Origin of the sequence: Bifidobacterium catenulatum DSM 16992 = JCM 1194 = LMG 11043, assembly GCF_001025195.1 — a bacterium.
Classification (GTDB): Bacteria; Actinomycetota; Actinomycetes; order Actinomycetales; family Bifidobacteriaceae; genus Bifidobacterium; species Bifidobacterium catenulatum.
Genome location: NZ_AP012325.1, coordinates 1,888,551 through 1,902,216, shown reverse-complemented (window position 1 = coordinate 1,902,216; position 13,666 = coordinate 1,888,551). Strand labels below are relative to the sequence as shown.

General features: G+C 56.0%; 9 protein-coding genes and 2 pseudogenes. 7 read left to right on the top strand and 4 right to left on the bottom strand.

Features of this window, described 5'->3' with window-relative positions; all coding sequences use genetic code 11:
- The first annotated feature begins 2 nt into the window (after positions 1 to 2).
- Positions 3 to 1,310 carry an N-acetylglucosamine-6-phosphate deacetylase gene (locus tag BBCT_RS07950; RefSeq protein WP_033513200.1) on the top strand — a complete coding sequence of 436 codons (1,308 nt, stop codon included), beginning with the start codon at positions 3 to 5 and terminating at the stop codon, positions 1,308 to 1,310.
- A 79-nt stretch (positions 1,311 to 1,389) separates the two neighbouring features.
- On the opposite strand, the gene BBCT_RS07945 is transcribed toward BBCT_RS07950, so the two are convergent.
- Together BBCT_RS07945 and BBCT_RS07940 are read right to left on the bottom strand one after the other, a co-directional pair.
- On the bottom strand, positions 1,390 to 2,406 hold the full coding sequence (locus BBCT_RS07945; protein WP_033513192.1) for a LacI family DNA-binding transcriptional regulator: 1,017 nt from the start codon (positions 2,404 to 2,406) through the stop codon (positions 1,390 to 1,392).
- A gap of 132 nt (positions 2,407 to 2,538) precedes the next feature.
- On the bottom strand, positions 2,539 to 2,757 hold the full coding sequence (locus tag BBCT_RS07940) for a hypothetical protein (protein ID WP_003833906.1): 219 nt from the start codon (positions 2,755 to 2,757) through the stop codon (positions 2,539 to 2,541).
- Between the two features lie 470 nt (positions 2,758 to 3,227).
- Here BBCT_RS07940 and BBCT_RS07935 point away from each other — a divergent pair, with 470 nt between their 5' ends.
- On the top strand, positions 3,228 to 4,358 hold the full coding sequence (locus tag BBCT_RS07935; RefSeq protein ID WP_047750775.1) for a glycoside hydrolase family 172 protein: 1,131 nt from the start codon (positions 3,228 to 3,230) through the stop codon (positions 4,356 to 4,358).
- 700 nt (positions 4,359 to 5,058) lie between these two features.
- Here the strand turns inward: BBCT_RS07935 and BBCT_RS07930 are convergent.
- Positions 5,059 to 6,156: an alpha/beta hydrolase gene (locus BBCT_RS07930; RefSeq protein WP_003833915.1), complete on the bottom strand. Its 1,098-nt coding sequence runs from the start codon at positions 6,154 to 6,156 to the stop codon at positions 5,059 to 5,061.
- Positions 6,157 to 6,554: 398 nt separating this feature from the next.
- Here BBCT_RS07930 and BBCT_RS09805 point away from each other — a divergent pair.
- From BBCT_RS09805 to BBCT_RS07920, 3 genes and pseudogenes are all read left to right on the top strand, one after another.
- Positions 6,555 to 7,557: pseudogene (locus BBCT_RS09805) on the top strand (ABC transporter transmembrane domain-containing protein); the annotation flags it as partial.
- Between the two features lie 149 nt (positions 7,558 to 7,706).
- Positions 7,707 to 8,486: pseudogene (locus BBCT_RS09800) on the top strand (ABC transporter ATP-binding protein); the annotation flags it as partial.
- Positions 8,487 to 8,516: 30 nt separating this feature from the next.
- Positions 8,517 to 10,304, top strand: coding sequence for an ABC transporter ATP-binding protein (locus tag BBCT_RS07920; protein ID WP_003833920.1), 1,788 nt, complete (start codon positions 8,517 to 8,519; stop codon positions 10,302 to 10,304).
- Positions 10,305 to 10,334: 30 nt separating this feature from the next.
- Here BBCT_RS07920 and BBCT_RS07915 read toward each other — a convergent pair whose 3' ends face one another.
- Entirely contained in the window at positions 10,335 to 10,652 is a 318-nt protein-coding gene (locus tag BBCT_RS07915) for a glycoside hydrolase family 2 TIM barrel-domain containing protein (RefSeq protein ID WP_003833924.1), read from the bottom strand.
- Between the two features lie 272 nt (positions 10,653 to 10,924).
- On the opposite strand from BBCT_RS07915, the gene BBCT_RS07910 reads away from it, so the two are divergent.
- Positions 10,925 to 11,191, top strand: coding sequence for a hypothetical protein (locus BBCT_RS07910; protein WP_003833927.1), 267 nt, complete (start codon positions 10,925 to 10,927; stop codon positions 11,189 to 11,191).
- The gene (locus BBCT_RS07905) at positions 11,170 to 13,353 is read left to right on the top strand and encodes a glycoside hydrolase family 127 protein (protein ID WP_003833928.1); all 2,184 of its coding nucleotides are present in this window, start codon (positions 11,170 to 11,172) and stop codon (positions 13,351 to 13,353) included. Before BBCT_RS07910 ends, BBCT_RS07905 begins: the two co-directional genes overlap by 22 nt.
- Positions 13,354 to 13,666 lie beyond the last annotated feature (313 nt).

Here is a 13,666-nt window from a genome sequence, read left to right as displayed (position 1 = left end):
ATATGGAACAGTCTCGGGAGCGGTTTGCGAATGAGGTGGACGTTGCGTTAGCGCAGTCGGCCCGTCCGTTTGCGATTCACAATGCGCGCAAAGTCGATGCGCGAGGTGTTGCGGAACATTATTGGCTGGTTTCCGATGGTAGTGCGATTATGGCGACTGGGAATCGGGACGATGATTTTGCTGCGGCATGCGCAAGCGTCGGTTTGGATGCCGATGCTGATTCCGATTCGGTCAGTTCGGTTGGTCCCGGCGATTCCATGACCGGTTCGGCCGGTTTCGTGACCAACGCTGCAGGCCGCATGATGACGCCCGGTTACGTCGACATTCATGCGCACGGTTCGTGGGGGAGTTCCTTCGATGATGGTGTGCAAGGCATACGCATGGCCCGCGCAGGTCATATGATGCACGGCACCACCCGTCAGGTGCTCAGTTTGATTACCAACCCGCTTGACGTGATGTGCGCCAATCTTCAAACCGTGCGTGGCATGATGGGTGCTCGCCCTGACATTCTTGGAGCGCATTTGGAAGGTCCGTTCCTTGCGTTGTCTCGCAAAGGTGCGCATGATCCGGAATGCTTGAAAGATCCGGTTCCTGAATATGTTGATCGGCTTTTGCATGCTGCGAACGGCTGTTTGCGACAGATTACCATCGCCCCCGAACTACCGCATGGCATTGATGCGATTCGTCGTTTTGCTGCGGCTGGAGTGGTTCCTGCGGTGGGACATTGCGATGCCGATTATGCAACCGCCTGCAGAGGTTTTGATGCGGGTGCTGGCATTATGACGCACATGTTCAATGCGATGAATGGTTTGCATCATCGTGAGCCTGGTCCGATTCCGGCTGCTGTTGAGGATCCGCGCGTCACTGTTGAGTTGATTAATGATGGTTTTCATGTGCAGGATCCGATGGTGCGTTTGGGATTCGGCTTCGCCCCGCATCGCATTGCGTTTGTGACCGATGCTATGGCTGCCACCGATTGCCCGGATGGTCATTATTTGCTGGGTGCGTTGGATGTGAATGTGATTGACGGTCATGCTCGTCTTGCATCGAATGGTGCGATAGCCGGTTCCACGTTGACGTTGGAAAAGGCTGTTCAGCGTGCGGTGCTCGAATTAGGATTCACGCCTACCGACGCGGTGGAAGCCGCCACGTTGATTCCGGCTAAAGCATTCGGTTTCGATCGTGCGAACCCGGTCACCAAGCAGCCGCTCGGTCTGCTTGCCTCCGGCTATGCTGCCGACGTGCTTCTGCTCAACCCCGCCACCTGGGCCGTCGAACACGTCTGGTGCGACGCCCACTTTCTTCGTTAAGGCGCGATTGCTGAAACGTAATTGCAGGACCGGCTTCGTAACAGGATGCCGGTCCTTGCTGTATCTCGAGTTTTTGTTTTTAGTCTTGCGGGGTGAAGCTGTCGCGGGCGACGAGACTGGTGGAGATTCGCATATGCTGGCTGATTTTGCGGTTGGCGGTCAGTGCTTCGGCAAGCATGAGTACTGCGGCTTTCGCAAGTTCGTCCTGGCTGATGTCGTACGACGATAATGCGGGAGACGTGTATTTCGCGATCTCCTGATTGTTGATGCTGATTACTTTGATATCTCGCGGTACCATCACATTTTCGGTGGCAAACGCCTGTAGCACGCCGACCGCCAACGGATCGGCGGCGACGATCACTGCATCGGGCAAATCATCAGCATGATCCTGTACTAACTGACACCCCTGCAAACGGCCGTTTTCCACAGTGAACGGGCCATCCGCATACACCAATCCCTTCACATCCAAACCCAAACGCAGCGCCCAATTGCGAAATGCGAACGTACGAACGTCTTCCGGATATTCATGCTCGCCCATAATGTTGCCCAAGCCGCCAATAAAGCCGATTCGTGAACAGCCGGACGCCATAAGCGCGTCAATCGCATCCAAGATCGTCTGTTCCAAATCGGGTTGCACCGAATCGAACAATGCCGGCGCAGGATTGATGTCGATGAAGACGCCGTGGGGAAGTTTCTTATGCAGACGGTGCAACGTCTTACGATCCAACGGCGACGGACCAATCGAAATGAAGCCTGCGTATTTGTCGGCGTTGGCGATCAGCGAATCCACGTCCTTCTGCATGGTCACGTTCATGAGCTGCTCTTCGGCATGCTTGACGAGCACTTCGCGCAACTCGTCGAAATACGCGTCCTGCAAACCCTCGTCGGGAACGACATTGTCGAGAATCGCAACATCTTGCGGAATGGTGATGCGTTGGTATTGCGGTACGTTCTTGTACCCCATTTCCAGACTGGCGTTTAGGATTTTCTCGCGGGTGGAATCCTTCACCGAAAAGGTGGGATCGTCCTTCAAAACCCTCGAAACAGTGGCTTGGGAGAAACCTACCCGTTTTGCTATCTCTCTGATAGTGGCCATTCGAATCCTCCTCAAAGCCATCATTGGCTAAACAGGTTTACTAATTAATTTAGCACATATGATTCCATCCTGCTATATTTCCTTCAAGCATTTCACGAGATAAAGCAGTTGTGCGGCAAACGAGAATCCTCTTTACTCAGCTTGCCTCGGGGCGGCTTCGGGCAATGAAGTGCCCATGGTTTCGAGACGCATGAGGAACTCGTTGGCACTCATGGCGTTGCTCAACAGCGTGCCCTCCGCAATCGTGCCTCCAATGGAACGGATGAACTCAACCTGATCCAAAGTCTCCACGCCATCGAACACCACATGGAACGCATCATTATCGCGCGAAATATCGAGCGTGCGCTGCATGATCTGCTTCGCGCGAGGCGTACGGGAATCGTATTGTCTTCAATCACATGGCGAAGAACATCGGACGCGTTGACGTAATCGTCTGAACCATTTTGCGTCCATAATGTTCGTTGACGGTGAATCTTTCCGGTACGCTCAAGTCGATTCAGCAGGGCATGACGAACACGAAGATTCCGTTCGCGCGTACGCCGAAGGTCAATAATCGTACCGCTTCTCCGGCATTGTATGTGACGATGCCGTGGGCGATCATTATTTATTCGTGCATGGTGTTCTATGCCGATACGTTTTCGCATAATTGGGGTAACGCGGTGTTCGCCGGATTCAATGCGGTCGTGACGTTCTGGGCGTTGACCGCTTTGGATCGAATCTCTGTGAGGCACTGTTGTGGGTGCCGTAAAATAGCAGGAAAAGGGGCGCTGATGACTCAACATAACGATTGGAGCGCTATGCAGCAAAGTTCGTATCATGATATGCAGGTCGATTCATTGGGTGCGTTCTCCGCGCGCAATCCGCTGGACTCGCTTGCGGTTACAGCGCCGGGACGCACGCGTTGTGTGAACGCCGAGAATCCCACAGGCGGCAAAGGCACTGCGGCCACTGCGGCCAGTGCACTTGGCCCGTCGCGCAAAGGCAGCCCCTGCATCCAAACCGTGAAAGCGGGGGAGAGCGTCACTTTGATGAATGTGGACGGTCCGGGCGTGATCCGCCATATTTGGATGACCGTCACCGATCGCACGTCGCCTACCGGCCCGAACGTGCTTCGTAACCTGATCCTAGAATTCTATTGGGATGGCGAGGAAACCCCGTCCGTGCAATGCCCGATCGGCGACTTCTTTTGCTGCGGCCATGCGCAGGCCTGCCGAGTCAATTCGATGCCGGTGGTGGTCGTACCCAATCGCGGTTTCAACTGCTATTTCTCCATGCCGTTCGAACATGCGCGCATCGTGCTCCGCAACGATCACAATGAAGACGTTCCTGCGTTCTTCTACCAGATTGACTACACCGAATATGACTCGCTTCCGGCCGGCACCATGCGTTTCCATGCACAGTGGCGTCGCGAACGTGTCACCGAACTGGCTCGCGATTATGTGGTGCTTGATGGCGTGCAGGGGCGTGGCGCGTATATTGGCACGTATCTGGCGCTCACCGCGTTGGAAAGCCGTTGGTGGGGCGAGGGCGAAGTCAAAATGTACATCGATGGAGACGACCAGTACCCTACATGGTGCAGTACTGGTGCTGAGGATTATTTCGGTGGTGCGTGGAGTTTCGCTGATTTTGACGAGCATGGGCGCATGCATGAGCAGACGTTCTGCGCGCCGTACGTCGGATTCCCGTTCTACTCACAGCGTCTCGCCTCGCATCGCGAAAGCGCGTATTGGGATGTGAATACGCCTGTGACCCGTGGACTGTATCGCTGGCACATTCCCGATCCGATTTATTTCGAGCACGATCTGCGTGTGGAATGGCAGCAGATCGGCACTGAAGAGGGTGGCAATTTCGAGCGTCAGGACGACGTTGCTTCCGTCGCGTACTGGTATCAGCTCGAGCCGCACACACCGTTCACGCCGATTGGCGATCGCCACTTCCGTCAGCCCCGCTGATTTTCGCCCCCGAACCTGCGATTTCCGGTCTATCCGGTCGGTTCGGGGGTGTTGTGCTGTCTGTGCAACTTGCGTTCTGTGCCTGCACAACTTGGGGGAGTCCTCCATATGTGAGATACCGGTCGAACAGCGCATTGTCATTTGCTGTTGATTGCAATGCATTTCGGTATTCCGAGAAAGACAGTGGCAGCATCTTAAGCTCGACATATCGTCCAGTGAAATGGATGATTTTGCGATTATTGCAGAATTGTCCATTTCACTGGATGATTTTGCAGAGTGGGTGAGTGATATGGACGTGCGATTGGACAAATCGGAAGTAATGTTGCGATCATTCGACGGAATTCACGAATGTGTATGTTCCGCTTACATGTTCGATACATTTTTCCCAGCGAATTGACAGGAACACGCATCATTCTTCCAAGACTTGGGCGGTTATATAGAACATGTCAGCGGTTACGGCAGCTGGCGAGGTTCCCGAAGAACCCCATAACTGAACCCTTCTTCTCTCTTCTCTCTCTCAGCCGGCGGCCTTTCTCTCCGCCGGCTTTTTCTTTTCTGAACAGGATGCATGCGATTGCGATTGGTGTTTTCGGTTGCGTAAAAGGCGCATGAAAAGAAACGGTCGGCCACGCGCCTGTTTGCGTATGGCCGACCGTTGGCGGTCTGTGATTATGTGTGGTTGCGCGTTAGCGTTTGTGATTCAGCAGCGGTCGTATGAGAAATCACGGATGCGCTCGAGGCAATCCACGCTGGCCGTCAGCCATGGCATGCCGATCACGAATACGTGCCCCAATGCTTCGTGACGGCCCGTTTTCGGGTCGAAAAGTTCGAAATCGGCACTCTTGCGCGATAGGGCCGTGGCAAGCGCCAGATTATCTGCCTCCAAAAAATCGTCGCTGCAGGTGGTAATGAACAGCGGCGGCAGATCAACGTTGTTGACGAGTCCTTCTGCAGTGAGGAATCGCGGATCAGCCGCTTCGAGGCCGGCGAAGAATTCCGTGCCAAGAGCTTCGTCGAGCGCGATTCGCGTGTCTGGGGAGAATGCGGTAGAGCCCAAGCCGGCTTCGTCGGCGGTCTGCTTGGAAGCCAGGCTGTACACGCCGCAAACCGGAGCCGCGCCGGCGAAACCGATGCCCGAAGGCTCGTCAATGCCGAACGCGGCCGCAGCTTCGGCGCTGTTTTCAATGGCCAATGTCAGCATGGTCAATGCGCCGCCGGCCGAATCGCCGGTGAGGAATACGGCGTTTGGATTGACTGGATAATCGGCCAGATGCGCCTTGATCCAACGTAATGCCGCTTGCACATCCGCCAGCTGGCCCCTCAAGTCGGTCTGCGGGGCCGGGCGATAATTCAGTGAGAACACGGCGAATCCCATATCGGCCAGATGCACGTTGAAATTACGGTTCAGTTCCTTATATCCGTAGGTGAAACCGCCGCCATGTATATCGATGTACACCGGTGTCGTGTGCCCGGCGCGCAGTACAGCATCATGTGGCAGATACAGATCAAGTAAGTGTCCGCGGCACTGCCCGGCTTCCGTATCGTAACCGCCGTCAGGCAGGTATGGAAGGTCTTCGATCACATCGATCGTGTCCGGAGTATGCCACAGTTCGGAACGTGGAGTGTCTACTGCGATCGCGCTGAAACGCAGGTCAAGAATTCCGCGGACTCGCTTTTCGGAAAGTCCCGCAAGATCGCCGTCGGTTTCCGTCCAACGTTCCGCATGCTTGATCATCTCGTCGGTAAGACCATATTTTTCCGCATATTGTGCGATGAGTGCCTGTTCGTCCGACATCATTGCCGTCCTTTCGTGTTTTTCATACGATTGCGGTCGTTGCCGTCATCGGAATGCCGCGCCTCGATATATCGTATCGGTTCGATACGGAAAGCGCTACTGCAATCATCCATATTTTCGTTGCGCTCACAGCGAGTTTATGTAACGGTGCATGCGTTGCTTTTATTGCGATTGCGACACGCCGGAATCACCTACGTTGCATCGAAAAACGGTTCGCATAGAATAAGTCGCGTTTACGAGTCCGAACAGGGGTTTCGACCGAGAGAGACGGCAACGGGACGCTCGACAAACGACGGACGTGAATCGTAACGGCAACGAATAGCCGAAAAGCAACGAATCAACGTAACAACAGCCCACGAAACCCCAAATACCCAAGCAAACAATCTGAAGGAACGCTACGTATGTACGTCGATCCGAATCGTAACAAAGAAGCAGGCAACCTCAAATGGATCCTGCCATACTGCAAACCCGACCTGCCACGGGTGGTCGGCGCGATAGTGCTGTTCTGCGTCAACAACACCATGGCTCTCATCATTCCGCTATTGTCGGGTCTCATCGTGGACCGTGTGATCGTGCAAGGACACGTCAGCGAACTGACGCGACTGTGCATCATGATGATCGTGTTCACCATCGTGCGCGTCACCTCACGCTACGGCTACCAAATGTGGATGGAACGTTTCGGGCAGAACTCCGTATTTCGTCTCGTCAGCGACGAATACGAGAAACTGCACGAACTTGACTTCACGTATTTCAACCACACACGCACCGGCGACATTATGAGCCGCATGACCTCCGACACCGACGCCATCCGCCACGCGTTGAGCTGGGTGAGCTACCAGGCGCTCGACTGTGTGGTCATGTTCGTCGGCGCTCTCGCCATGATGTTCACCATCGACTGGCGTCTCGCGCTCGCGCTCGCGTGCATTACGCCGTTCATTTTCATTCTTACACGCGGACTTTCTACGCACGCGAGGCCGCTGTTCTTCGCCATCCGCAATTCGCTCGCCGAAATGAATTCGATGGTTGAAGAAAATATCGAAGGCAACCGTGTGGTCAAAGCGTTTGTACGCGAACCGTATGAAACCGAAAAATTCGATGAACGCAACGACGACTACATGCAACGCAACATGGCTCAGGCCTACAACAGCCGCAAATACATGCCGTGGCTTGACGGCCTCGGCTTCTCGCTGCAGCTGATCACGCTCGGCCTCGGCGGATTCCTGGTGATCACCGGGCACATGACGCTCGGCAATCTCGTGGCGTTCAACTCCTACCTGTGGATGATCGACGGACCGGTGCGCCAATCCGGATGGCTGATCAACGACTGGCAGCGTTTCAACGCATCCTGCATCAAAATCCGCAAACTGCTCACCTCTCAGTCGCACATCACGGAAAAGCCGGGAGTCGGCGCAAACGCAAATACCGCAACTCCGAATGCGAACAATGCCAACGGTGTAAACGATGCAACTGGCAACGCCTCGCAATCGCAGGCGACGTTTATAACATCGGCAACACAAGCTGCGCAGGCAACACAGGTAACGACTAGCACGACCCGCATCGCCGGCAGCATCGACTTCCAGCATGTCAGCTTCGCCTTCCCCGACGAACCGAACACCCCCGTGCTTGAAGATGTGGATTTCCATGTTCCGGCAGGCGCCAAACTCGGCATTCTCGGCGAAACGGGCGCAGGCAAATCCACCCTCGTCAACCTCATCTCCCGCTTCTACGACCCCACCGAAGGCAGCGTGCTCATCGACGGCGTCGACGCGCGGGACTGGCCGCTCGCCACACTTCGCTCGCAAGTCTGCGTCGTCGCGCAAGACACGTTCCTGTTTTCCGACACCATCGGCGGCAACATCAGCTTCGGCGTGGGCGAACAGCGCGAATACGATGAACAGTACATTCGCCGCATGGCCACCATCGCCGGTGCGGACGGCTTCATCCGCAGCATGCCGGAAGGCTACGATACCGTGGTTGGAGAGCGTGGCGTCGGCCTTTCCGGCGGCCAAAAACAGCGCCTGAGCCTCGCCCGCGCGCTTGCCGACAATCCATCGATCCTCATCATGGACGACACGACCAGCGCCGTCGATATGGAAACGGAAGCGGAAATCCAACGTCACCTGCGCGAGCTGGACGAGCAGAAAACCATCGTCACCATCGCACACCGTATTTCATCAGTGAAAGATTCCGATCTGATTCTCGTGCTCGAACACGGCCGCATTGTGGAGCGCGGCACGCATGACGAACTCGTGGCCGCACATGGCCGCTACTGGGAGATCTACTACAAGCAGCTCGGCCTGCAGGCTGGTCGTTCCCATGGTTTCGAAGCGTAACGCAACCAAGGCAAGAAAGGAGGAAACCCCATGGCAAAACGTAATACATTCCGTGAAGACGAGGAACTGGAAGAGCAGATTAATCTGCGCGATATTCTGCGTATCGGCGTCTATTTAAAACCATATATGTCACGTATCGCACGCATTCTTGCCGTCGTCGTAATGATGAGCTGCATCGCGGTAGTCGTGCCATATTTGACGAAAATCATGATCGATAGTGCGATTCCGTCGAAAAATCTCACCTTACTTGGTGAATTAACGGGATTGATGGCAGTGCTTATCGTGATGTACGAGTTCGGATTGCGCTATCGTACCGTTGAAATTACTCGAGTTGGTCAGCTCATGTTGAAAGATATGCGTCGCGATATTTTCACGCATATTCAAACGCTGCCGTTCAGCTATTTCGATTCGCGTCCGCACGGCAAAATCCTGATTCGCGTGGTCAATTATGTGAACACCCTTTCCGACACGTTGAGTTCCGGCTTGATCAATGTGATTTCCGACGCGTTCACGTTCCTGATCACTCTGGTGGTCATGTTTGTGGTCGATTGGCGGCTCGCGCTGTTCAGCCTTGCGCTTTTCCCGTTCCTGATCGCATGGGTGCTGATATTGCAACATTTCCAGCGCCGCGCGTACCAGGTGCTGTCGAACAAGCAGAGCAATCTCAACGCATTCATCCACGAGTCGATCGCCGGCGTGAAAACCACGCAGACCTTCGCTCAGGAGACTGCGCAGTTCAAAACCTTCCAGGAGCAGCAGAACGACGTGCGCACCTCGTGGATGAAGGCTGTGCACATTCAGTTCCTCATGTGGCCGGGCATCCAGACCATTTCCGTCATGACGATCGCGTTCATCTACTATGTGGGCGTTACGGGCTTCGGCGCGGTAAACGTTTCCACCGGCGTGCTGATCGCGTTCGTCGGGTATGCGAATAATTTCTGGAATCCGGTGATCAGCATCGGCAATTTCTACAATCAGCTGATTACCTGTTCCGCGTATCTTGAGCGTATTTTCGAAACGCTTGATGTGCAGCCGGAGATCCGCAATGCGTCTGACGCGACCGAACTGCCGCCAATCGAAGGTCGCGTCGATTTCAACGATGTCATCTTCCGTTACGAGCCTGACGGTCGCAATATTCTCAATCTGGTTGATCTGCATGTTGCGCCAGGCAGTACTGTTGCGTTGGTCGGCCCGACCGGGGCCGGCAAAACCACGATCATCAACCTGCTGTCGCGTTTTTACGACGTTGCAGAAGGGTCGGTGACGATTGACGGGCATGACGTGCGTTCGGTCACATTGGAATCGTTACGTCGGCAGATGGGCGTCATGCTGCAAGATACGTTCATTTTCTCTGGCAATGTGCGCGAGAATATTCGTTACGGCAAGTTGGATGCGACCGATGCCGAGATCGAAGCGGCTGCGAAGGCGGTGCATGCGCACGAGTTCATCATGGATTTGCCGAACGGATACGACACGGTGGTGGAGGAGCGTGGTTCCACGCTTTCCGCAGGTCAGCGCCAGTTGATTGCGTTCGCGCGAGTGCTGCTAGCCGATCCTCGCATTCTGATTCTCGACGAAGCCACGTCGAATATCGATACTCGTACCGAAGAGGCGCTTCAGGCCGGATTGAACCACCTGCTGAAGGGACGTACGAGCTTCATCATCGCGCACCGATTGTCCACCATCGAGAACGCGGACATGATCTGCTACATCGACCATGGGCAGATCGTAGAGCAAGGCAACCACGCCGAGCTGCTTGCCAAGCGTGGTGCCTACTATCGCCTCTACGATTCCCAATACGCCATGATCAAGGTCTGAGCGGGGTAAATCCGCCAAGGATTGGAGGAATCACCCCGCTGAAGGCCTCTCTGGCGGGGTGATTCCTCCGGCTACTGGGTGAATTCGACCGCTCAGGTTGTACCAGCCGTAGTAGCGGTTGATGCACACCACATCCATGGTTCGTTCGGCGATGTCGGTCGTGTAGTCGTTTTGGCAGCATACCAGTGTGACCGGCCTGTTCTGCGGGTCGCTGGCGTGCGCCAGCTCATACAGCGGACGAAAGTAGTCATACGCCTGCTGTGGACGTTCCCCGTCACCATCCAATCCTGGCTCATTGGCGATCGACCACATTACTACGCACGGGTGGTTCTTGTCGCGCGCAATCATGCCTCGAATCGCCTCGTATGGAGTCTACTACTGGTTCGGCTCGCAACTGACCGGCTGGGACTGCAGCGACAACATGGTCGTCACAGCCACCAACCTGCACGGTCCCTGGAGCGATTTCAGGCCATTCACGCCGGAGGGATCGCATACCTATCAGTCCCAGTGCCGGAATGAATTCTCCATCTTTACGCACGTCGTGCAGTTGGGATGGCATATGATTATGACGATAGAAATATTGGGATTTCAACGAAACTGCGATACAACGAGGTAGTGCCATGAAACGATTCGCCGTTGGCTACGAATCCCTCTGCCGCATCATCATGATGATCGTCGTCGTCAACGTCGCCTTCGTGGCGCATACGCTGCCCGGCCTGATGATGGTATTCGGTGTGGCCGTGCTCATCTTCGCCACCATGATGGCCGTCTACTCGTGGGGCCGACTGCCCGGCATGGACGTACATGTGCTCGAACCCATCGGACAAGACCAGAACGCCGGCCCTGCCGGTACGACAACCCCCGCATGGAAGGACAATCTCTCGTGACCGACATCCATAACCGCCACAGCCATCCAATAGAGCTGCGCGACGCCACCGTCACCGACCCGTTCTGGGCCGCCGAGCAGGAGCTCGTACGCACCGCGGTGATTCCATATCAGTGGAATGCGTTGAACGACAACGTTCCCGGTGCCGCCCCCAGCTACTGCATGCACAACTTCAAGGCCGCGGCCGCGCAGAATGCCGAGCGTCACGAGCAGGGCAAGGCCTTCGTGCCGCCGAAATACACCTTCCGCGGCTTCGAGGCGCTGCCGGAAGACCCGGCCAATCCCGACCCGGACAAATTCTATGGATTTGTGTTCCAAGACACCGACTTCTCCAAGTGGATCGAAGCGGTCGGCTACTCGCTGACCCATCATCCCGACGCCGAACTCGAGGCCACAGCCGACGCGGCCATCGACATCGTGTGCGCGGCGCAGCTGGACAACGGCTACCTTGACACCTACTACATTCTCAACGGCATGGACCGCCACTTCACCAATCTGAAGGACCATCACGAACTGTACTGTTTCGGGCATCTGGTCGAAGGTGCGGTCGCCTACTACGAGGCCACGGGCAAACGCAAGCTACTTGATGCGGCCTGCCGTTTCGCCGATTACATCGATTCCCGATTTGGTACGGAAGAAGGCAGGCTGCACGGCTATCCGGGCCATGAGATCGCTGAGATGGCGCTGGTGAAGCTGGCTGCGGTAACCGGCGAGACCCGTTACGCCGACCTGGCCGAATACTTCGTATGGCAGCGTGGACAGCAACCACTGTACTTTGCACTCGAAGATCGCCGCCGTGCCGAAGAGGACGGTCGCAACTACGAGCCACGTGAACAGAACTACACCTACTATCAAGCCGACAAGCCGGTCACGGAACAAACGGAGGCGCTCGGTCATGCCGTGCGCGCCGCCTACTTCTACTCAGGCGTGGCCGACGTGGCGAGAATCACCGGGGAAGCAGCACTGCTGGAATCCTGCGAGACGCTCTGGCGCAACATCGTCGACAGGAAACTGTATATCACCGGCGGCATCGGTGCCACGCATATGGGCGAGGCGTTCTCCTTCGACTACGATCTGCCGAACGACACCGCCTACTCGGAAAGCTGCGCGGCCATCGCACTCGCGTTCTTTGCGCGCCGTATGCTTGAGATTCAGCCAAAATCCGAATATGCGGACGTCATGGAATCGGCCTTGTACAACACCACGCTGGCCGGCATGGCGCTCGATGGCAAAAGCTTCTTCTATGTGAATCCGTTGGAGGTCGTGCCCGAAGCCTGCCATCGCGACGAACGCAAGTTCCACGTCAAGCCGGTCCGTCAGAAGTGGTTCGGCTGCGCGTGCTGCCCGCCGAACATCGCCCGCATGGTCGAAAGTGTGCAACAGTACGCCTACACGGTGGCCGACGATGCCTCCACGCTGTATGTGCACCTGTATATGGGTGGCGTGGTGTCCGCGAAACTCGGCGGTTCCGATGTCTCCCTCGAAGTGCGGGCCGGTATGCCGTGGAATGGCGCCGGCGCCATCACCGTGACCCTTCCTTCCTCCGATGAGGGGCAGGTTCCGGAGTCCTTTGCCTTGGCCCTTCGCCTGCCTGCCTGGGCCGGTGGCGAGTCGGCCGCCGACTCCATCCATGCCACGGGTGAGAAGGATTCTCGCATCACACGCACCACCCGTGACGGCTACCTCTACCTCACCGGTACTTGGCGTGACGGTGACGTCATCGATTTCGACTTCCCCATGCCGGTCAGGATGATTGCGGCCAATCCTCTCGTACGCGAAGACGCAGGCAAGGTCGCCTTCATACGCGGCCCGCTGGCCTACTGCGCGGAAGGCACCGACAATGGCGACAATCTGCATCTGCTACATGCTGATGCCGAGACGATCGCCGCCGATCCGGACTCCGTCAAAGTCAACGAAATCACCTTCCATGCGCAGGCCGCCGCACAGGACGAACGAGGCTTGGGCGAAGTGGAACCGGTCGATCTGCCAATGGTCACGCTGACCATTCCCGCTTGGCGGGAGTCCTCGCAGGGCGCCGCCGACAAGTCGCTGTACGCACTGTGGCAGCCGGCACAACGTCAACCGACGGAAGTCACACTGATTCCGTATTTCGCATGGGCCAATCGTGGCGAAACCGAGATGACGGTGTTCCTGCGCAGCTGACGTTTGACGGCCAACATCCCGTTGGACGGCATGATGATGACTATGCACTTTCCGACGAGCAGAAGGCGGCCGTAGCCGAGCTTTCCTGATCCGACGTGTACGCGAAGCAGTCGAAATGGAAGACGCTACATGAGTTGCCGATGGCTGCGTTTTTGCTTTGCCGAAAAATGCATTTGCTGCAATCCTGTTGCTGAACGTTTCCTGAATGCCTATGGACACGCATGCACGGCATGCCTCGTTTTCCCGTTTAAGCTAGTGAAGGTACGTCAAACGATACACGTCAATAAACAGGCGGTATTCGAAGCACGAAGGA